The sequence below is a fragment of the Streptomyces sp. NBC_01320 genome, assembly GCF_035974375.1.
GTDB classification, from domain to species: Bacteria; Actinomycetota; Actinomycetes; order Streptomycetales; family Streptomycetaceae; genus Streptomyces; species Streptomyces yanii.
Genome location: NZ_CP108390.1, coordinates 2,868,655 through 2,887,569, shown reverse-complemented (window position 1 = coordinate 2,887,569; position 18,915 = coordinate 2,868,655). Strand labels below are relative to the sequence as shown.

The 18,915-nt window shown below is 69.9% G+C and carries 20 protein-coding genes, 2 tRNA genes and 1 pseudogene; 16 read left to right on the top strand and 7 right to left on the bottom strand.

Annotated elements, in window-relative coordinates; all coding sequences use genetic code 11:
• The first annotated feature begins 76 nt into the window (after positions 1-76).
• The gene (locus OG395_RS13545) at positions 77-1,696 is read left to right on the top strand and encodes an IS1634 family transposase (RefSeq protein WP_327243145.1); all 1,620 of its coding nucleotides are present in this window, start codon (positions 77-79) and stop codon (positions 1,694-1,696) included.
• A 23-nt stretch (positions 1,697-1,719) separates the two neighbouring features.
• On the opposite strand, the gene OG395_RS13540 is transcribed toward OG395_RS13545, so the two are convergent.
• Both OG395_RS13540 and OG395_RS13535 read right to left on the bottom strand, forming a co-directional pair.
• Positions 1,720-2,046 carry a hypothetical protein gene (locus tag OG395_RS13540; RefSeq protein WP_327243144.1) on the bottom strand — a complete coding sequence of 109 codons (327 nt, stop codon included), beginning with the start codon at positions 2,044-2,046 and terminating at the stop codon, positions 1,720-1,722.
• A gap of 64 nt (positions 2,047-2,110) precedes the next feature.
• Positions 2,111-3,172: an ATP-dependent DNA ligase gene (locus OG395_RS13535; protein WP_327243143.1), complete on the bottom strand. Its 1,062-nt coding sequence runs from the start codon at positions 3,170-3,172 to the stop codon at positions 2,111-2,113.
• A 77-nt stretch (positions 3,173-3,249) separates the two neighbouring features.
• On the opposite strand from OG395_RS13535, the gene ligD reads away from it, so the two are divergent.
• Together ligD and OG395_RS13525 are read left to right on the top strand one after the other, a co-directional pair.
• A complete protein-coding gene (gene ligD / locus OG395_RS13530; RefSeq protein WP_327243142.1) occupies positions 3,250-4,272 on the top strand; it encodes a non-homologous end-joining DNA ligase in 1,023 nt (340 codons plus the stop codon).
• Entirely contained in the window at positions 4,269-5,348 is a 1,080-nt protein-coding gene (locus tag OG395_RS13525) for an ABC transporter permease (protein WP_327243141.1), read from the top strand. Before ligD ends, OG395_RS13525 begins: the two co-directional genes overlap by 4 nt.
• A gap of 14 nt (positions 5,349-5,362) precedes the next feature.
• Here the strand turns inward: OG395_RS13525 and OG395_RS13520 are convergent, their stop codons facing one another.
• Positions 5,363-5,503 (bottom strand): hypothetical protein, encoded by a 141-nt coding sequence (locus OG395_RS13520; protein WP_327243140.1) that lies wholly within the window; start codon positions 5,501-5,503, stop codon positions 5,363-5,365.
• Between the two features lie 568 nt (positions 5,504-6,071).
• On the opposite strand from OG395_RS13520, the gene OG395_RS13515 reads away from it, so the two are divergent.
• Complete coding sequence (locus tag OG395_RS13515) at positions 6,072-7,085, top strand: multicopper oxidase domain-containing protein (RefSeq protein WP_327243139.1); 1,014 nt, start codon at positions 6,072-6,074, stop codon at positions 7,083-7,085.
• Between the two features lie 30 nt (positions 7,086-7,115).
• Here OG395_RS13515 and OG395_RS13510 read toward each other — a convergent pair whose 3' ends face one another.
• Together OG395_RS13510 and OG395_RS13505 are read right to left on the bottom strand one after the other, a co-directional pair.
• Positions 7,116-9,323, bottom strand: coding sequence for a DEAD/DEAH box helicase (locus tag OG395_RS13510; RefSeq protein WP_327243138.1), 2,208 nt, complete (start codon positions 9,321-9,323; stop codon positions 7,116-7,118).
• Positions 9,324-9,444: 121 nt separating this feature from the next.
• Positions 9,445-10,227 (bottom strand): IclR family transcriptional regulator, encoded by a 783-nt coding sequence (locus OG395_RS13505; protein WP_327243137.1) that lies wholly within the window; start codon positions 10,225-10,227, stop codon positions 9,445-9,447.
• 201 nt (positions 10,228-10,428) lie between these two features.
• Here OG395_RS13505 and OG395_RS13500 point away from each other — a divergent pair, with 201 nt between their 5' ends.
• The 7 genes from OG395_RS13500 (at position 10,429) to OG395_RS13470 (ending at position 16,341) form a co-directional block, all read left to right on the top strand.
• Complete coding sequence (locus OG395_RS13500) at positions 10,429-10,539, top strand: putative leader peptide (protein WP_323135851.1); 111 nt, start codon at positions 10,429-10,431, stop codon at positions 10,537-10,539.
• 151 nt (positions 10,540-10,690) lie between these two features.
• Positions 10,691-11,710, top strand: a complete 1,020-nt coding sequence (locus OG395_RS13495; RefSeq protein ID WP_327243136.1) for an ABC transporter substrate-binding protein — start codon at positions 10,691-10,693, stop codon at positions 11,708-11,710.
• Between the two features lie 20 nt (positions 11,711-11,730).
• Complete coding sequence (locus OG395_RS13490) at positions 11,731-12,768, top strand: NrtA/SsuA/CpmA family ABC transporter substrate-binding protein (RefSeq protein WP_327243135.1); 1,038 nt, start codon at positions 11,731-11,733, stop codon at positions 12,766-12,768.
• Positions 12,765-13,601, top strand: coding sequence for an ABC transporter permease (locus OG395_RS13485; RefSeq protein WP_327243134.1), 837 nt, complete (start codon positions 12,765-12,767; stop codon positions 13,599-13,601). Before OG395_RS13490 ends, OG395_RS13485 begins: the two co-directional genes overlap by 4 nt.
• On the top strand, positions 13,598-14,371 hold the full coding sequence (locus OG395_RS13480; protein ID WP_327243133.1) for an ABC transporter ATP-binding protein: 774 nt from the start codon (positions 13,598-13,600) through the stop codon (positions 14,369-14,371). Before OG395_RS13485 ends, OG395_RS13480 begins: the two co-directional genes overlap by 4 nt.
• A complete protein-coding gene (locus OG395_RS13475) occupies positions 14,372-15,259 on the top strand; it encodes an ABC transporter substrate-binding protein (protein ID WP_327243132.1) in 888 nt (295 codons plus the stop codon).
• Between the two features lie 5 nt (positions 15,260-15,264).
• On the top strand, positions 15,265-16,341 hold the full coding sequence (locus tag OG395_RS13470) for an LLM class flavin-dependent oxidoreductase (protein ID WP_327243131.1): 1,077 nt from the start codon (positions 15,265-15,267) through the stop codon (positions 16,339-16,341).
• Here OG395_RS13470 and OG395_RS13465 read toward each other — a convergent pair.
• Entirely contained in the window at positions 16,276-16,689 is a 414-nt protein-coding gene (locus OG395_RS13465; protein WP_327243130.1) for a hypothetical protein, read from the bottom strand. The two genes, OG395_RS13470 and OG395_RS13465, sit on opposite strands and share 66 nt — an antisense overlap.
• Positions 16,686-17,126: a hypothetical protein gene (locus OG395_RS13460; protein WP_327243129.1), complete on the bottom strand. Its 441-nt coding sequence runs from the start codon at positions 17,124-17,126 to the stop codon at positions 16,686-16,688. The genes OG395_RS13465 and OG395_RS13460 overlap by 4 nt, the downstream gene beginning before the upstream one ends.
• A gap of 108 nt (positions 17,127-17,234) precedes the next feature.
• On the opposite strand from OG395_RS13460, the gene OG395_RS13455 reads away from it, so the two are divergent.
• From OG395_RS13455 to OG395_RS13435, 5 genes and pseudogenes are all read left to right on the top strand, one after another.
• Entirely contained in the window at positions 17,235-18,035 is an 801-nt protein-coding gene (locus tag OG395_RS13455; protein WP_327249325.1) for a VOC family protein, read from the top strand.
• 73 nt (positions 18,036-18,108) lie between these two features.
• Positions 18,109-18,363, top strand: a complete 255-nt coding sequence (locus OG395_RS13450) for a WhiB family transcriptional regulator (protein WP_327243128.1) — start codon at positions 18,109-18,111, stop codon at positions 18,361-18,363.
• 206 nt (positions 18,364-18,569) lie between these two features.
• A pseudogene (locus OG395_RS13445) lies at positions 18,570-18,725 on the top strand (GMC oxidoreductase); the annotation flags it as partial.
• A 14-nt stretch (positions 18,726-18,739) separates the two neighbouring features.
• A tRNA-Gly gene (locus OG395_RS13440) sits at positions 18,740-18,811 on the top strand.
• Positions 18,812-18,827: 16 nt separating this feature from the next.
• Positions 18,828-18,900 (top strand) — tRNA-Ala (locus OG395_RS13435).
• Positions 18,901-18,915 lie beyond the last annotated feature (15 nt).

The window sequence follows — 18,915 nt, the reverse complement described above, 5'->3', positions numbered from 1 at the left end:
ACCTGGACGGGTGTGGTTCGTTGAGTGGGATGTGCCGATATCTCGTACACGTCGTTCCCGGGTCCAGCGTCCCCGCATGGCGGTGGAGTTGACCTCTGTGGTGGAGAGGCGTCTGGGCGCTCTGCCTGCCTCTGCCGAGTTTCTGCGCCGGCTGGACGTGGCCGGGATCATCGACGAACTGTGCCCGGTGCGGGACGTGGCGCATCTGACCCACGGGCAGGTCATCGAGGTGCTGGTCGCCAACCGTCTGTCCTCGCCCACGTCGATGGTCCGGGTGGAGGACTGGGCACGGAAGTGGGCCGTGGAGGAAGTCTTCGGCGTGGAGCCTGGGCTGCTCAACGATGATCGGCTCGTCCGTGCGCTGGACGCGATCGCGCCGAATCTGGAGGAGATCACCGGCTCGGTCGGCGCGCAGGCCATCACGGAGTTCGGCGTCGATGTCACTCAGATTCACTGGGACATGACCTCGCTGTCGCTGTTCGGTGCCTACGAGGACCAGGAAGAAGGCTTCCCGCAGGTCAGGTACGGTCACCCCAAGGACCGGCGAGTGGACCTGAAGCAGATCCAGGCCGGGCTGGCCGTCAGCCGCGACGGCGGCATCCCGCTCTTCCACCGGGTCTACGACGGCGGCGCGGGCGAGGTCGCCCAGGTCGTCGGCGCGATGAAGGCCCTGCGGAAGATCGCCGACCGCAAGGACTTCCTGCTGGTCGCGGACTCCAAGCTCGTGTCGTACCCGAACATCACCGCGCTGCTGGACGCGAAGGTCGACTTCATCGCCCCGCTCCCGGCCGCCCAGGTCAAGGACGAGGTCTACGCCGCCTTGGACGTGGACTCCGCTCAGCTGGTCGGCTACGTCAACGACCGCGACCGCGAGCGGAATACCCCCGCCGATCAGCGGGAGTCCTACCGGGTTCTGGAAGACGTCCACGTCATGGCCGGGCCCCGCAAGCGTGATCCCGTACATACCTTGCGGCGGATCCTGGTCCACTCCACCGGCAACGCCAAAGGCCAGCAGGCCGCCCGTGCCAAACGCCTGGCCAGGGCGGCGGAGGACCTGGACAAACTGCAGTGTTCCGCCGGCGGCCGCTACTACAACACCGCCGCCAAGGTCGAGGCCCGGATCGGCGTGATCACCAAGACCCGCCGCGTGGCGAGCTGCCTGCGCACCACCGTCACCACCGATACCGACGGCCGCCCGTCGCTGACCTGGCACTTCGACCAGGACGTCCTGGACGCGCAGGCCGCCGCCGACGGCTGGTACGCCCTGGTCACCCGACTCACTCCCGAGCAGGCCGACGCCGCCGAGGCCTTACGGCGCTACAAGGGCCAAGGCGTAGTCGAACGCCGCTACAGCGACTTCAAGGGCCCGCTCGCGGTCGCGCCGGTCTTCCTGGAACACAATCGACGCATCGCCGCCCTGATCAGCGTGATCTGCCTCGCGCTGCTGGTGTTCTGCCTGATCGAACGCCAAGTACGCCAGGCCCTGGGCCCCGAGCAGACTATGAGCGGCCTCTACCCCGACAACCGCAGGGTCCGCCCCACCGGACGCATGATCCTCTACCACCTCGACAGCCTCATGCTCCGCCCCGGCACCGCCACCGACCCGCCCACCATCCTCATCAGCCAAGGAGTCCAAGCACACCTGCTCGAACTCCTCGGCATCGATGAAACCAGACCCCGCTGGCTGGAGACCTAAATCCCCATGTGCGAAGTCACCGACTAGCCGACGCATCCGGTCGGCGGACCGGGCAGCCCGAGCGACGGCATCATCATCGGTCCGAAGCCCACCTGTCCGACGGACCCCACGTCCTCGGGCTCCCCTGCCCCGTCGCCGACGGACTCCGGTTCGCCGGACCCGGGCGGCTCCACCGACCCGACCGATCCCGGCAGCCCCGATCCGACCGACAGCGGACCGGCCACCACCGCCCCCGCGACGACGAGCCCCGACCCAGACCCCACCCCCTCGGAGCCCGATCCCGGCACGACGGACCCCGGCTGCCCGACGGACAGCCCGTCGCCGGCCCAGACCGACACGGCCGGGGCCACTGACTCGCCGTCACCGGACCCGAGCCCGGGCGACGACCCCTGCGCCACCCCGTCGGGCGCGGCATCAGCGGGCTGACAGCACCTCGGCCAAGTCGTACCGCACCACTTCTTCCAGCTGCGCGTAGGTGCAGCTCCCGGGTGTGCGGTCCGGCCGCCACCGGCGGAACTGGGCCGTGTGCCGGAACCGGTCGCCCTCCATGTGGTCGTAACCGACTTCGCACACCCGCTCCGGACGCAGCGCCACCCATGACTGGTCCTTCTTCCCGGACCAGCGGCTCGGCGTACCGGGCAGCCGGGCGGTCTCGTGCGCGGCGGCATCCGCCCACGCCGCCCACGGATGGTCGGCGAACTCCGTCCGCAACGGCTCCAGCTCGGCGACCAGCTCCTCGCGACGCGTCATCGAGAACGCCGCGCAGACCCCGACGTGCTGCAGGGCGCCCCCGGAGTCGAACAGGCCGAGGAGCATCGAGCCGACGACCGGTCCGCTCTTGTGGTAGCGGTACCCCGCCACCACACAGTCGGCGGTCCGCTCGTGCTTGATCTTGTACATGACGCGGACGTCCGGGCGGTACGGCAGATCCAGCGGCTTGGCGACGACACCGTCGAGCCCGGCACCCTCGTACCGTTCGAACCACTCCTGGGCGACGGCCGGGTCGGTGGTCGCGGGGGCGAGATGGACGGGGGCCGAGGCACCGGACAGCGCCGCTTCCAGGACGGCTCGACGGTCCGCCTGCCGGGTGGAGAGCAGCGAGTCGTCGCCCAACGCGAGGATGTCGAAGGCGACCAGGCGGGCCGGCGTCTGCTCGGCGAGCAGCCGCACCCGTGAATCGGCCGGATGGATGCGTTCGCTGAGCCGGTCGAAGTCCAGTTTCCCGTCGTACGCGACGACGATCTCGCCGTCGATCACACAGCGCGGCGGCAGATTCTCCCGGGCCGCCGTGACCAGCTCGGGGAAGTACCGGGTGAGCGGCTTGCCGGTGCGGCTGCCGATCACCACCTCGTCGCCGTCACGGTGCACGATCGCCCGGAAGCCGTCCCATTTGGCCTCGTACTGCATGCCCGGCGGGATCCGGGACACGGACTTCGCGAGCATCGGCTTCACGGGCGGCATCACAGGCAGATCCATGGACCGATTCTTGCCCGGAAACCTCGACACGGCTCCCGATATGCGGCATATGCAAGCTCCCGGCCTACCGTGGCCCCATGGGCGCGGCGGTGGAGCTGGATGCAGACGGACGGGCGGTACGGCTGTCCAACCCCGACAAGGTGTACTTCCCGGAGAAGGGCTACACGAAGAGGGACGTCGCCGAGTACTTCCTCTCCGTGGGCGCCGGGATCACGCGCGCCCTGCGGGACCGGCCGACCACACTCCAGCGCTTCGTCGACGGTGTCGACGGCGACTTCTTCTACCAGAAGCGCGCCCCGAAGAACCTCCCCGACTGGATCCCCACCGCCCGCATCGCCTTCCCCAGCGGCCGGCCCGCCGACGAGATCTGCCCCACCGAACTCGCCGCCGTCCTGTGGGCGGCCAATCTCGGCACACTCACCTTCCACCCCTGGCCGGTACGGAAGGCCGACACCAACCACCCGGACGAGCTCCGCATCGACCTCGACCCGCAGCCCGGCACGGACTACGCCGACGCGGTCACCGCCGCCCATGAGCTGCGCGTCGTCCTCGACGACCACGGTCTGCGCGGCTGGCCCAAGACCTCCGGCGGCCGCGGCATCCACGTCTTCGTCCCCGTCGTACCCCGCTGGACCTTCACCGAGGTCCGTCGCGCGGCGATCGCGGCCGGGCGCGAACTCGAACGCCGGATGCCGGACCGGGTGACCACCGCGTGGTGGAAGGAGGAGCGCGGCGAGCGCATCTTCGTCGACTACAACCAGACCGCCCGCGACCGGACGATCGCCTCCGCCTACTCCGTACGACCCCACCCGCACGCCCCGGTCTCGGCGCCGTTGCGATGGGACGAGATCGACGACGCCGAGCCGCAGGACTTCGACATCCGCACCATGCCGAGGCGGTACAGGGAGGTCGGCGACGTGCACGCGGACATGGACGACCACGCCTTCCGGCTCGACCGGCTGCTGGAACTGGCGGACCGGGACGAGCGGGAGCGCGGGCTCGGCGACATGCCCTATCCGCCGGAGTACCCGAAGATGCCCGGCGAACCCAAGCGGGTCCAGCCGAGCCGTGCCCGGCGCGACGAGGACGGGGAGGCATGAGCGCGCCCGACCTGGAGCCCGTCACGCCGCACGGGGAGCACGCCCGCCCCCGGACCCGCGGTGACAGCTGGGGGGCGTTCAAGGAATCCCCGTATCTGCCCGCCGTCGTGCTGCTGTTCATCATCGCGGCGGCGGCCGGCCTCTTCGCCGGGTCCTACACGTACGCGATGGCCAATCCGACCCCGCGCAACATCCCGGCCGCCGTGGTCGGCGGCCTCGACTCGCTGCGCGACAGGGCCTTCCTCGCCCGGCTGGAGGTCGCACTCGACACCTCGCTGGTACTGCGCGAGTACGCCACCGAAGCCGAGGCCCGCATCGCACTGGAGGAGCAGAAGGTCTTCGCCGTCCTGCGGTCCGCGAACGGCGGGGTCGCCCTCGATGTCGCGAGCGCGTCCGGAGCCTCGGTCGCCCAGCTGCTCGCAGAGTCCGCACTGAAGGTGGCGGAAGCGACCCATGTGCCGGTCAAGGTCACCGATGTGAAACCACTGCAACGGGGTGACCCCCGTGGCCTTGCTCTCTTCTACATCTCGCTCGCCGCAGTCGTCATCGGCTTCGTCGGCGCCATCCAGCTGAGTGTGCACGCCAAGGGGCTGAACCCGTTGGAGCGGATCGGTTTCACCGTCGCGTACGCGCTGCTCGGCGGTTTCGCGATCGCCGCCGTGGTGGACTGGCTGCTCGGCTCCGTCGATCTGCCGTTCGTCCAGTCGTGGATGATCCTCGCCTTCACGATGTTCACCACGGGCATGGTCTTCACCATGTTCAACACCCTGATGGGGCGCTGGGCGATGATCCCCACCTGGGGACTGATGGTGCTGCTCGGCAACCCGTCCTCCGGCGGTGCGGTGTCCTGGCCGCTGCTGCCGTCGGTGCTGGGCTTCATCGGCCGCTGGCTCCCCCCGGGCGCTTCGGTCAACGCTCAGCACGCCGCCGTCTACTACCAGGGGCACCAGCGGATCTTCCCCTACCTGGTGCTCGCCGGCTGGTCACTGGTCTCCTGCACGGTGTTCTGGGTATGGCGCCACCGGCACCCCGGAGGCCGTGACCGCATGCCTCAGCATGCGGCCACGGCCTCTTGACCTTCCCCGAGCGGTTACAGCTCCTGGATCCGGATGTCGCGGTACGAGATCACATCAGTGGTGCTGTGGACCTGGAGTCCGATGTAGCCGGAGGAGCGCCGCGAGTGTGCGTCGCGATCTGGACCTGTGATGTGGTGTGCGCTGCATGTGGTCACCCACCGTTCCTGGGCGGTGGGCAGGAGTGAGTCCTGTCTCACCGGCACGCCCCGAACGGTCTTGGGCGCGCTGGTCCTCCGCTTTCGCGTTCTGGGCGGCTACGCATATCCCGTATGCGGTCCGTCCCGGGCGGGCGGAATCCCTACGACCTGGCCATGTGGGTGTGGCCGGAGGCGATGGGGAGGCCCCGAACCATCTCTCCGGTAGAACGGGGGCCCCGACTGCTGACACCACACCCGGCGTCCCAGATCGCACGGAGAACGTTACGCACACCTCGCCGGGCATACCCGCAGATCGTCACACCGATCACCCAATCGTGTTCATGTTCGCCAAAACGATGTGCCTGCCCAGCAGTTGTGAACCCCTCTTTGGTCACTGCAACAGCCGATAACGCCAGACCTCTTTTCGCGACTCGCCAACAGCCATGGCAGCGGTGGCGCGAACCTTGTCCTTAGTGTGAATAAATGAAGATCCCCGGGCTGCGGTATGGCCCGTCCCGGGAGCCACCTGTGCCCCGACGGTCTCCGAAAGTCTCCGTAACACCCGTCTAGCAGTGGGGAGTTCGACATGGATCGAAGGAGCTTCAACCGCCGGTTCCTGGTGGGGGGCGGGGTCGCGGCGGTGACCGGCGTGACATCGTTGTCGCTCGGATCGATCGAGGCCAATTCGGCGGAGCCCCCGCCGAGGACCGCTCCGGCGGGAGGCGTGATCCGTCATCTCGAGCTGTACGCCGAGAAATTGGCGGACGGGCGGATGGGGTACGGCTTGGAGAAGGGCAAGGCGTCGGTCCCCGGTCCGCTCATCGAGATCAACGAGGGCGACACCCTGCACATCGAGTTCGAGAACACGATGGATGTGGCAGCCGGCCTGCACGTGCACGGTGTCGACTACGACATTGCGAGCGACGGCACCCGGATGAACAACAGCATCGTCGAGCCGGGCGGCACGCGTACGTACACCTGGCGCACCCACGCGCCGGGCCGCCGGAAGGACGGCACGTGGCAGCCCGGCAGCGCGGGCTACTGGCACTATCACGACCATGTCGTCGGGACGGACCACGGCACGGGCGGCATCCGCAAGGGGCTGTACGGCCCCGTGGTCGTCCGGCGCAAGGGCGACATCCTGCCGGACAAGACCATCACGATTGTCTTCAACGACATGACGATCAACAACAGAGCGGCCCACGACAGCCCCAACTTCGAGGCCACCGTGGGCGACCGGCTCGAAGTGGTCATGATCACGCACGGCGATTACTACCACACGTTCCACATCCACGGTCATCGCTGGGCGGACAACCGCACCGGATTGCTCACCGGGCCCGACGACCCCAGCCGCGTGATCGACACGAAGATCGTCGGCCCCGCGGACTCCTTCGGCTTCCAGGTCATCGCGGGCGAACACGTGGGCGCGGGTGCCTGGATGTACCACTGCCATGTGCAGAGCCATTCCGACATGGGTATGGCCGGACTGCTGCTGGTCGCCAAGGCGGACGGCACGGTCCCTGGATACGACCCCCATGCCATGCATGACACGAAGGCCGACACGCCGATGAACGACCAGGCGATGACCGACAAGACCTGAGGCCGACGGACCGAGGCCGAAAGAATCCGGTCAGGGTTTCGTCGGCCCCGTCGCCAGGCGCAGCTGTTCCTCCTCGACGATGCGCCTGGCCAGGCTTCCGTCCGACACATCCACGGCATCCGGCGTCGTCTCGGCGACGTCGCTGCGCCGCGCGTACGCATCGAACAGTCGCTCCTTGCGGGCCAGGATGTCCAGCATTCGCTGGTCGACGCTGTCCGTCGCGAGCAGCCGGTGCACCTGGACCGTGCGTATCTGCCCCATCCGGTGGGCGCGGGCCACGGCCTGGTGCTCCATGGTCGGCTTGATCTGTGGCTCGCAGAGGATGACGACCGACGCGGCCTGCATGTTCAGCCCGACGCCCCCGGCCTGGATCTGGCTCAGCAGGACCGCGTGGCCGTCCACCGTGCTGAACTCGTCGATCAGCTCCTGCCGCCGGGCGGCCGGGACGCTGCCGGAGACCGGCCCGAACACCCCGTGGTCCAGGGCCTCCCGGACGGTGGTGAGTACCTCGCGGAAGTAGGAGAACACGACGACCTTGAGCCCGTTGCCGGCGGCCTCCGTGACCAGCTCGCGCAGCCGGTTCAGCTTCGCGGAGGTCTCCGGGCGGGCGTACGCGGCCCGGCGCATCCGCATGAACTGTCCGGCGGCGACCGCCTCCCGGTAGGCATCGAGATCGGCGTCGCTGAACTCCTCCCACTCGTCGACCTGTACCAGCGCCGGGAGTTCGGTCAGCACATCCTCCTGGTTGCGCCGCAGATAGGCGGGTGCGACAGCGCGGCGGAAGGCGTGCGAACCGGCCACCCCGTGGGTGGTCCTGATCGACGGGGCGAGTTCGGGCTGGAGATGGCGGACCAGACTGCGGAACTCCTCGACCCGGTTCTCCATCGGCGTACCGGTCAGGAACAGCACCCGTTCGGTGCGTCCCGCCCAGCCGGAGACCGCGCGCGAGCGGCGGGTGGCGGGGTTCTTGACGTAGTGCGCCTCGTCGACGACCAGCATGCCGGGCCGCTTCCCGCCGTCCCGGGCTGCCGGGAGGGTGTGCAGGGCGTCGAAGGTGGTGAGGGCGACCCCGCCGCGCTCGCGCCAATCGGCGAACGCCGCCTGCCGCTCGGGGCCGTGCACCGGCAGCACCCGCAGGGTGGACCGGGCCCGGAGTTCCCGCACCCAGTTGATCAGCACGCTCGCCGGGCAGACCACCAGGAAGTGCGTCTCGCCCCGCGCCGAGAGGTGCGCGAGCGCGGCGATCGCCTGCACGGTCTTCCCGAGCCCCATCTCGTCGCCGAGGATCACCCGCTTCTGCGCGAGCGCGAAGCGCGCCCCGAACGACTGGTAGCCCCGCAGGGAGACCCGCAGATGCGCATCGTCGAGCCGTAGCCCGCGTACCCGGTCGGCGATACCTGACGGAAGGAACCCCTCGGCGGCGTCCCGGTCGGGGTGCGTGCCCGACATCTCGGCGAGCAGGCTGTAGTACTCGGCGGACCGCAGCTCGAAGTCGACCCACGCCGCGAGGTCCGACTCCGGGGCGCGCAGCAGATCGGCCGACACCTGCCCGAACAGCAGCGGAAGCCCGCGCTCCGTCGCGTCCGCGACCACGGTCCGGACAGAGGCGACGGCAGTGAGCGCCGCCGTGCGGGCCTGCCGCCGGGCGAACAGCATGCGCAACCGCCCGCGGGCCGGTCCGGCCTCGGTGAGCAGCGGCTCCAGCTGCCCGACGAGCCGCCGGGCCGCGTCCACGGCCCGCCGGACGTCCGGACCCGCCTCGACCAGCCGGTGCAACGCCATGACGAGGGCGGTCGTGGACTCGTCGGTCGCCTCCACGTCGATCCGGACGGCGACCGTGTCCCGGACCGCGTGCGCGATCTGGCCCGCGGCGGCGAGTGCCTGATCGGCGGTCTGCGCACCGACGCCGGGGATCTGGCGGAGCTCGTACCGATTGGCCTCATGGACCTGACCGACCGTCGTGTAGCCGGCCTGCTCGACCGCGCCGAGGCGCAGTCGGCCCTCGGTGACGTCCTTGAGCCGGGAGACCGGGATCGCGGCCAGCTCACGGTGGATCAGGGAGTCGAGGATCGGGGTGAGGGCAGCGTGTATGGCGTCGGTCGCGCGGGTGTGGTCGGCCAGCACGGCACGCGCCGCGTCGAGCAGCCGTTCGGCCTCGGCGATCAGCTCCCGGGCCGCCTTCCCCGTCGGCGCCCCGGTGTCCCTCGCCCCGGTACGGGTCTCCCCGGCCTCTGTCATGTACGTTCCTCTGTCCGCGCAGCCCCGCTGCCGCCTTGCCCGGCAGCTGCCCGAGTGAGACATATCGTGCCATGGGCCGATGACGGTGCGGGCTCGGCGGAGCGAGAACCCCGGTGCGCGGTCAGGACGCGGGCGGACGGCGTTCGGCGGGGGACAGCAGCAGGACCTCCAGTGCCCTGGCGCAGGACCGCGCCTGCACCAGGAACCACTCGGTGCGCGCCTCCGTGATCACCTCAGGCGTCGCCCGTACCGCCAGGGCGAACCGCGCATGACCGGCGCCGTCCAGCACCGGGACGGCCAACGTGCGTACCCCGTATGCCGACTCGCCGTCGTTGAGCGCGTAGGCGTCGTCCCGTACGCGGGCCAACTCGGCTTCCAGGGCGGCAGGTTCGACGATCGTGCGGTCGGTGAAGGCGGGCAGCGGAGGGAGCGAGGACGGCCCGCCCTCACCCGGCCGCGCCCAGGCCAGCAGTACCTTGCCGAGCGCGGTGGAGTGCAGCGGGCGGCGCAGCCCCACCTTGGGCGTGACCGAGCCTCCCGCGACGATCACCGCATGGGGACCGCTGCGCAGCGCCAGATCGGCGGTCGCGCCGGTGCGCTCGGCCAGATCACTCAGTTCCGGAGCGGCGAGATGCAGACCGCGCTGGTGGTACGAGAGCCGGCCCAGCTCGGTCACGGCCGGGCCGAGCCGGTAGCGGGACGTACGGGCGTCCTGCTCCAGGAATCCCGCGCCGAGCAGCGTGCGGGCCAGCCGGTGCGCCGTGGAGACCGAGAGCTCCAGACGGCGGGCCAGTTCGGAGGCGCTGAGGTCGGGCCCGTTGTCGTGGAAACAGTGCAGGACGTCCAGGGCACGCTGGACCGCCTGCGCGCCGCCCGGGACACGCACTGCCGCGACCTCGGTCATGTCGGGATCACTCTCTGCTCGTGGGGTGGGGAAAGGTGGGACGGTCAGTTGCCACACTACGGGAGGGAAGAGGCGTGTTAACGAGGCCGTGAAACACTCTGTTCATACTCAATCCCACATCATGGGAAGCGAGTTGTGAGCGGACGGGCGTCCGTGTCAGGCTGCTGCCGTCACCACCGACGAGCAGAAGGGAGCAGTGCCATGGCCGGCCGCCGAACCGCGACCCGTACGCCTGCCGCTCCCGCCCCGCTCGCCCTCACGCTGCGCCGTCACATCGACCTGGCGCGCGTCGCCAGCGCCGCCTGTCGCTGATCTTCTCCCCCTCGTCATCCGGCGCCCCTCCCCGTGCCTGCCGTGCTGTTCCGGTACGGGCCGGGACCGCGTCACCGTGACCATGCCCGTACGGGACACGTGACCTGCCGCGCCGCCCTCCCTTGCTTCGCCGATCCTCCGGGAAGACTTCATGACGCATGCCGTCCTGCCTCACACCCTCTGGTTCACCCGCTGTCCCGTGCCCACCGCCACCGGTATCGCAGCCGACCGGCAGTGGCTGGCCGACGAGTTCACCCCCGACGGAATCACCGTGCGCTCCCTCCAGGACGCCGCACCCGACGCCGACCGCGCCGCCCACTTCACCCACGCCCTGCCCGGCCTCTTCAGGGAAGGCGGCAACGTTCCCGCGTTGTGGGCCCGCTCGAGGGGGGAGCGGACCCGCCTGATCGGGCTCACCTGGATCGAGGAACGGCAGACCGTGCTGGTCGCGCCGGGCTCCGGGATCCGAGGGGCCGACGCGCTGCGCGGGCTCCGTCTCGCCGTGCCCCGGCACTCGATCGCCATCGACTTCTGGCGGGCCATGGCCCTACGCGGCTTCGAAGGGGCGCTCGCCTCCGCCGGTCACACGCTCGACGACGCCACGCTCGTCGTCGTGCCCGCCGACGAGCACGACGGCCAGTGGGCCGCCGAGCTGGCCGCGCTGCGCCGCGGCGACGTCGACGCCGTGTACGTGAAGGGCGCGCTTGCCGTCGAGGCGGCGCGGCGGGCCGGTGCCGAGGTCGCCGTCGAGCTCGATGAGCTGCCCGACCGCAGGTTCCGCATCAACAACGGCACCCCGCGCCCCATCACCGTCCACCAGCAGCTGCTCGACGACCACCCCGACCTCGTCGACCGATTCCTCGCCGTCCTGCTCAGGGCCGCCGACTGGGCCACCGGACAGCCCGACGAGGTGGCCCGCATCCTCGGCTCCGAGACCGGGGCGGGCGCCGCCGGAGTTGCCGGCGCCTACCGGCCCGGCACCCATCTGACCCTCCACCCCGACCTGTCCGACCAGCGCCTCGCCCTGCTCGCCGAGCAGGAGGCAGGACTCCGCGCACACGGGTTCCTGCCCGAACCCGTCGACGTCACGGCCTGGGCCGAACCCGAACCGCTGCGCCGCGCCGCAGCCCTGGCCCGGCTGCAACCCGCCCACCGTCCTTCCGCCCCCTGAGCCCCGAGGAACCGATCACCATGAACTTCCCCCGACCACGCCTCCGTTCGGCTGTCGCCCCCGCGCTCCTCACGGCCACCGCCCTCGTCGCACTCACCGCCTGCGGCACCTCCGAAGCCGACAGCGGCAGCACCGGATCCGGCTCCGGATCCGGCTCCAAGGGTGCGGTGTCCGTGCGCATCCCCGACCCCGGCAACTCCGGTGTGCTCGCACTCGGCAAGAAGGACGGCAGCCTCGACAGGGCGCTCGCCGAGGTGGGCGCGAAGGTGGAGTGGACCGGCAGCGCGGGGCCCTTCGCCCCGGCCGCCCAGGCGATGAACGCCGACCAGCTCGACATTGCCACCGGCTCCATCACCTCCGGCATCACCTCGCTCGCGCAGGGGCCCGGCTTCAAGTTCTTCACTGCGGTCGACCCCGACGCGGCCGGTGAGGGGATTCTCGTCAGGAACGGTTCGGGGATCGACTCCGTCGCGGATCTGGTCGGCAAGAGGGTCGCCGTCAATCAGGGCGGTACCGGCGAATACCTGCTCCTCAAGGCGCTCGCCAAAGCCGACATCCCTGCCGACAAGGTCAAGCGCGTCTATCTGCGGCCCGACCAGACCGCTGCTGTCTTCAACGCGGGCAAGGTCGATGCCTGGTCCGTCTGGGCGACCTACGCCGTCGCCGAGATCGGTAGCGGCAAGGCCCACTTCGTCGCCGACGGCGCGGCGATCGGCTCCGACAACTACAGCCTCAATGCGGTCCGTACGGGCTTCGCCGAACAGCACCCGGAGATCGTGAAGGCGCTCTACCAGTACCTTCACGACGGCAGCGTCAAGGAGAAGCAGAACCCGGCCCCGTACCTCAACGTCTTCACCGACGCCGGCCCGACCGCCGTCACCGGCAAGGCCAAAGAGGTACAGACCGAGTTCATCGGCAAGGGCGCCACGGTCGAACCGATCGGCCCCGAGGACATCAAGCGCTTCGAAGCCGTCTCCGCCTTCTACGCCGAGCAGAAGGTCACGAAGACCGAGGTCGATGTGGCGGCGCATCTCCTCGACATCGAGAAGCTGACATGAGCGCCCCACCGAAGACGACCGCGAACGGTCTTGTCACCCCGCGCCCCCAGCTCCGCAAGGCGCGCAGCCGCTTCTACGCCGTGACCGTCCGCGCATTCGGCCCGGTGGTGCTCCTGGCGCTCTGGTGGGTGGCTTCCGCCACCGGACTGCTGACCCCCGACGTGCTCGCCTCGCCCGCCGAAGTCCTCCGTGCTGTAAGTGAGTTGTGGGGAAACGGGCAGTTGCCCGACGCGCTCACGACCTCCCTCACACGCTCCGGAATCGGCCTGCTCATCGGCCTGGCCGCCGGCCTGACCCTCGGTATCACCACCGGCTTCACCCGCCTCGGCGACGAACTCCTCGACTCCTCCCTCGAGACCCTGCGCACCATCCCCTTCCTCTCCCTCGTCCCGCTCTTCATGGTCTGGTTCGGGATCAACGAGACGGCGAAGATCCTGCTCATCGCGGTCGCCACCACCTTCCCGATGTATGTGTCCACATCCAGTGGCGTACGCAACACCGACCCCAAGCTCATCGAGGCCATGCGCAGCTTCGGAATGGGCCGCCTCGCGATCGTCCGTGAGGTCGTCCTGCCCGGCGCCCTGCCGTCCCTGCTCGCCGGACTGCGGCTCTCCATGACGCTGAGCGTCATCGCGCTGATCGCCGCCGAGGAGATCAACGCCACCGCAGGCATCGGCTATCTGATGTCCCAGGCGCAGAGCTACGCCCGCACCGACATCCTCGCCGTATGCATCCTCGTCTACGGGCTCCTCGGACTGGCCGCAGACATCGTCGTACGCCTGCTGGAACGGGTCCTGATGCCCTGGCGCACCCCACAGGGAGCCTCCCGATGACCACCGACACGCCGACCACGCCTGCTGTACGGGTACGGGACCTGCGTCGCGTCTTCGGCGACCGGGCCGTGCTCGACGGCCTCGAACTCGACATCACACGCGGCGAGTTCGTCGCCCTGCTCGGGGCGAGCGGCAGCGGCAAGACCACACTGCTGCGCATCCTCGGCGCCCTCGACGGCGCCGACGGGGGAGAGGTGCTCGTCCCGGAGGCCCGCACCATCGTCTTCCAGGAACCCCGCCTCGTCCCGTCGAAGAAGGTCCTCGCCAATGTGACGGTCGCCCTGCCGCGCAGCCACTTTGCACACGGGCTGCGCGCCCTGGCCGAAGTCGGCCTCGAGCGGCACGCGGACGCCTGGCCCGCCACCCTGTCCGGCGGCGAGGCCCAACGCGTCGCCCTCGCCCGGGCTCTGGTCCGCGAACCCGAACTCCTCCTGCTCGACGAGCCGTTCGCCGCCCTCGACGCCCTGACCCGGCTGAAGATGCAGGACCTGGTGGGGGAGCTCTGCCGCATCCACCGCCCTGCCGTACTCCTCGTCACCCATGACGTCGACGAAGCGGTACGCCTCGCCGACCGCGTCGCCGTCCTGCGCGACGGCCGGCTCATCACCGACGAGACCGTCACCGTCGACCGGCCTCGCGACCCGGGCGACCCGGCGTTCGCCGCACTGCGCCGACGTCTGCTCGACGACCTCGGCGTCGCCGCGCCCCCGCAGCCCGTACCCGCCCCCGTCGAACCCACCCCTGGCCGAACCGAAGTCGGAGTGATCTGAATGACCATCACCATCGGTGTGCACAGCAGCAACCCGTCCCTCTATCACCTGTACCACCTCTCCCGTCTCGGCCTCGCCCAGGAGGAACTGGCCCCGCTCGGCGAGACCGTCGTCTTCCACCCGTACACGAACGGCGTCCGCACCGGCGAACTTCTCACCCAGGGCGTCATCGACTTCGGCGGCACCGGCTCCACCCCTCCCGTCACCGCCCAGGCCACCGGACACGACATCGTGTACACCGCCGTCTCCGCCCCGCGCCCCGAGCACGGTGCGCTCCTCGTCCCCGAGGACAGCCCCGTCCATACGGTCGCCGACCTCAAGGGCGCCACCGTCCACCTCGCGATCGGCTCCTGGCAGACCCACCTGATCGCCAAGGCGCTCGACGACGCCGGACTCTCGTACGCCACCGACATCACCGCCGTACGCAGCAACGACGACAGCGAACACCTGCTCCGCACCGGCGCCATCGCCGGATGGGTCGCCCAGGGCGCCCAGCTGGCCGCCGCCCGCCGCACCGGTGGACTCCGCACCCTCGTCCGCACCGGCGACATCATCACCGACAGGTCCGTCTTCTTCGCCCGCCGCGACCTCGCCGAGAGCCGCCCCGAGATCATCGAGGCGCTGACCCGGGCACTCCAGCGCGCCGATGACTGGGCGGCCGCGCATCCCCGCCAAGCAGCCGAGATCGCCGCCGCCGACCTCGGTGGATCCGCCGACGACTGGGAGACCGCGCTGCGCGCCCTGCCGTGGCGGATCGAGCCCGTCACCGACGCGTTCATCGCCGAACAGCAGGAAGCCGCCGACATCTTCCACCGCACTGGCTTCATCGAGCGCCCCGTCACCGTCGCCCGCGCGCTGGCGGACGCAGCCACCGAGAAGGCGGCCTGACCGACATGGCGACCGAAGTCCTCTGGTACATCATTCCGCGAGAAGGCGCCTACCCCTGGGAGCCCGAAGGGCGCCGCCCGGTCGACCTGGGCTATCTCACCCAGCTCGCCGGTACGGTCGAACGCCTCGGCTACAGCGGGGCGTTGCTCGCCACCGACCTGTATGACGTCTGGCCGCTCGGCAGCGCCCTCGCCGCGTCCACCAGCACCCACTTCAAGCCGCTCCTCGCCGTCCACCCGGGGCTGATCTCACCCACTCTTCTGGCGAAGATGGCGCTCAGCTTCGACACGCTGTTCGGTGGCCGGCTGCGCTTCAACGTCGTCAACGGCTCCACGAAAGCGCTCCAGGAGTACGGACTCCAGGTCGAGCATGACGAGCGGTACGAACTGAGCGCCGAGTACTGGTCGATCGTGAAGCGGCTGACATCGGGGGAGGTGTTCGACCACAAGGGCAGGTTCTACGACCTGAGGAACGCGGGCGCCTCTTTCCGGGAGCTGAGGCCCGTCCAGGACCCGCACATCCCGCTCTGGTTCGGCGGCTCGTCCGCCCCCGGCATCGAGATGGCGGCCGAACACGTCGATGTGTTCCTCACCTGGGGCGAGCCCCCGCACCTGCTGAAGGAGAAGCTGGACCGGGTCCGGGAACGCGCCGTCGCCTACGGCCGGACCCTCAGGATCGGACTGCGGCTCCATCTCATCGTCCGTGACACGGAGGACGAGGCCTGGGCGGCGGCCGACCGGCTGCTCGATGTCACGAGCGAGGCGACGTACGCCCGTCGGCTCGGGGACCGGGCGGGCGAGGACGGGGTGGGCTGGCAGCGCCAGTTCCGCCAGCACGGCGGGAAGGTCCCCGCACACGCACGGGAATTGGAGGTGCACCCCAACATGTGGCCCGGCATGAGCCTGTTCCGCCCCGGCCCCGGCACGGCAGTCGTCGGCTCCACGGCACAGGTCGTGGAGCGACTCCAGGAGTTCGAGGAGCTCGGCGTCGACACGTTCATCCTCTCCGGCAATCCGCTACTGGAAGAGGCGTACCGGGTGGCGGAGACCGTGCTGCCGGCACTGGGGGTGCGGCGGGGGTAGGCGGACAGTCTGCGTGGTCGGCGGGGGCCGTGCCGTACGCTCCCGGCCGTGAGCGAACACCTCGTCCGCTGACGGATCACCGAGCAGGACCCCGCCGACCGCGATACGTACGAGGGGCGGATTGCCGCGGTACTGCGTGCTGAGGTCGAACACCGACCAGTCCGTGCCCTTGCGCTCCCGCAGATAGATACGCGAGCCACGGCAGACGACCGCGTTCCGGTCCGGCACGCCGCCGTCCGGCCGGGCCAGCAGCGTCCCTCGCTCTTCCGGCTCGACAGCCGTCTCGGTGAACCGGCCGTGTTCCAGCGTCCCGTTGCCGGTCAGGAGGACGACCCGCTCGCCTTTCACCGCGAGATCGCGAGACCGCGCACACCGCGCACCGATGTGGGGCGCACGTGTACGGTCCCGTCGCCGCACACCTCGATCAGCGGGTAGTGCATGTACGGGCAGGCCCAGGCAGTCAGGCCGTCGACGTTCAGCGCCACGCAGTCCGACATGTCGATGAGCCCGGGGCCGGGGCGGAACGACCAGAGCGGCTCGCCGGTGCTGCTCCAGCGGCGCAGACCGGGATGGCTGAGTGGATCACCGCAGACCCCCTCATCGAAATGGCCCACCCATAGATCACCCGCCTCGTCGGCGATCCGATGCTCGATGGCGTCGCCCATCCGGAACGTCCAGGACGACCGTCCCAGCGCGTCGAAGACCTGCACGTGCTGCCCGTCGATGGTGCTGCGGCTCTCCGCCAGTACGAATCCGCCGTCCGGGAGGGCCGGGCCGAGGCGCAATGGTTTCCCGCGTTGCGCAGTCTGCGGTTGTCGGTGCCTGGTGCAAGACTCGGATGGTCAGGAGAAACCCCTGCAGTGCACACGCGGGACTCGCTGAAGGAGCGCACCATGCTCACCACCGGTTTTGTCACCGGATCCCCCAACTGGCTCGATCTCGGCACGCCCGACCTCGACCGGGCCACCACCTTCTACCAGGGCCTCTTCGGCTGGGACTTCGTTCCCGGCGGTCCCGAGACCGGCGGGTACGGGGTGTTCATGCTGGACGGGAAATCGGTCGCGGGCGCCATGACCGTCACCCCGGAGCAGGCGAAGTCGTCCTGGGCGGTCTACTTCCAGACCCCCGATGTCGATGCCACCGCCAAGGCGGTCGAGCAGGCCGGTGGCGCGGTGCCCTTCCAGCCGATGGATGTCCTCGACTTCGGTCGGATGGGCGGCTTCACGGACCGGGGCGGCGCGTACTTCGGGACCTGGCAGCCGAAGAAGAACGTCGGCCTGGGCGTGGTGGGCGTGCCGCGCTCGCTCTGCTGGGCCGAGCTGTACACCCCGGACGTGCCCGCTGCCGCCGCGTTCTACGGCAGAGTCTTCGGGTGGGAGACCCATCAGGTTGCGTACCCCGGCGGCGGTGGGTCCTACACTCTGATCCGCACCGAGGGCGGCGGCGAGCATGCCGATTTCGGCGGGCTCGTACCTCTCGACGCCGTTGCGACCCAGGGTGTCCTGGGGCCGCACTGGCTGCCGTACTTCGAGGTGGACGACTGCGACGCCACGGTCGCGGACGTGGAGCGGCTGGGCGGCAAACTGACGCTGGAGCCGATGGAGATGGAAGGCGTGGGCAAGTTCGCCAACGTCGCCGATCCGTACGGGGCGCAGTTCGCCGTGATCACGAGCTCGGACGCGTCGGAAAGCTGACCGGAGGGCGCACGGAGCACGCATTGATGCGGCGTTGATCAGTCGTTTATCGCGACCGGGCACTGTGTGCGCCATGCTGATCAACACCGTGACCGACCCCGCACTCGCCTGGCAGGAGACGGCGCTCTGCGCGCAAGCGGGACCCGAGTTCTTCTTCCCTGCCCCCGGCAGCTCCACACGTGAGGCGAAGCAGCTGTGCAACGCCTGCGAAGGCCGGGTGGCATGCCTGGAGTACGCCCTCGACAACGACGAACGGTTCGGCGTCTGGGGCGGACTTTCGGAGAAGGAGCGGGAGCGGCTGCGCAGAGTTGAGCGCGACCGGGCCTGAACTTCTCGGACGCGTACTACAGTTCAGCCCTCCGCAGTCCTGAGTCCGCATCTCCAGGGGGCCGAGTCGAGAGACTGCGACTACATCGTCGCCGGGGCGGGATCGGCCGGCTGCGTGCCGGTCGCGCGCCTCTCCGATGACCCCACGGTCCGGGTCGCGCTCGTCGAGTCGGGAGGGCGTGACCAAAAGCCGGAGATCCGGAGTCCGGCCGGCTGCGGGTACGCGGCGTGACGGGACTGCGGGTGGTCGATGCCTCGGTCATGCCGCGCATCACCCGCGGCCACACCCACGCGCTCACCGTCGCCATCGCCGAGCGGGTGGCCGAAATAATTCGTGACGACGCACGGGTGACAGATGGTTAAGATCTCCCCAATGCCCGGACGTAGCGCAGAGGCAGGCGCACCGCCTTGCCAAGGCGGGTACGCCGGTTCGAATCCGGCCGTCCTGGCAGGTCGCCCCCTCGGGGCCCCGTAGCGCAGAGGCAGTCGCGTCCGCATGGCATGCGGGAGGACGCCGGTTCGAATCCGGTCGGGACCACGAGGGGGCGGAGCT

Coding starts and splice junctions, on each gene's coding strand:
- OG395_RS13450 (WP_327243128.1), top strand. CDS start 18,109: ATGCTGATCAACACCGTGACCGACCCCGCACTCGCCTGGCAGGAGACG.
- ligD (WP_327243142.1), top strand. CDS start 3,250: ATGGGCGCGGCGGTGGAGCTGGATGCAGACGGACGGGCGGTACGGCTG.
- OG395_RS13510 (WP_327243138.1), bottom strand. CDS start 9,323: ATGACAGAGGCCGGGGAGACCCGTACCGGGGCGAGGGACACCGGGGCG.
- OG395_RS13455 (WP_327249325.1), top strand. CDS start 17,235: ATGCTCACCACCGGTTTTGTCACCGGATCCCCCAACTGGCTCGATCTC.
- OG395_RS13495 (WP_327243136.1), top strand. CDS start 10,691: ATGACGCATGCCGTCCTGCCTCACACCCTCTGGTTCACCCGCTGTCCC.
- OG395_RS13535 (WP_327243143.1), bottom strand. CDS start 3,172: ATGGATCTGCCTGTGATGCCGCCCGTGAAGCCGATGCTCGCGAAGTCC.
- OG395_RS13490 (WP_327243135.1), top strand. CDS start 11,731: ATGAACTTCCCCCGACCACGCCTCCGTTCGGCTGTCGCCCCCGCGCTC.
- OG395_RS13485 (WP_327243134.1), top strand. CDS start 12,765: ATGAGCGCCCCACCGAAGACGACCGCGAACGGTCTTGTCACCCCGCGC.
- OG395_RS13515 (WP_327243139.1), top strand. CDS start 6,072: ATGGATCGAAGGAGCTTCAACCGCCGGTTCCTGGTGGGGGGCGGGGTC.
- OG395_RS13475 (WP_327243132.1), top strand. CDS start 14,372: ATGACCATCACCATCGGTGTGCACAGCAGCAACCCGTCCCTCTATCAC.
- OG395_RS13545 (WP_327243145.1), top strand. CDS start 77: ATGGCGGTGGAGTTGACCTCTGTGGTGGAGAGGCGTCTGGGCGCTCTG.
- OG395_RS13470 (WP_327243131.1), top strand. CDS start 15,265: ATGGCGACCGAAGTCCTCTGGTACATCATTCCGCGAGAAGGCGCCTAC.
- OG395_RS13500 (WP_323135851.1), top strand. CDS start 10,429: ATGGCCGGCCGCCGAACCGCGACCCGTACGCCTGCCGCTCCCGCCCCG.
- OG395_RS13525 (WP_327243141.1), top strand. CDS start 4,269: ATGAGCGCGCCCGACCTGGAGCCCGTCACGCCGCACGGGGAGCACGCC.
- OG395_RS13480 (WP_327243133.1), top strand. CDS start 13,598: ATGACCACCGACACGCCGACCACGCCTGCTGTACGGGTACGGGACCTG.
- OG395_RS13505 (WP_327243137.1), bottom strand. CDS start 10,227: ATGACCGAGGTCGCGGCAGTGCGTGTCCCGGGCGGCGCGCAGGCGGTC.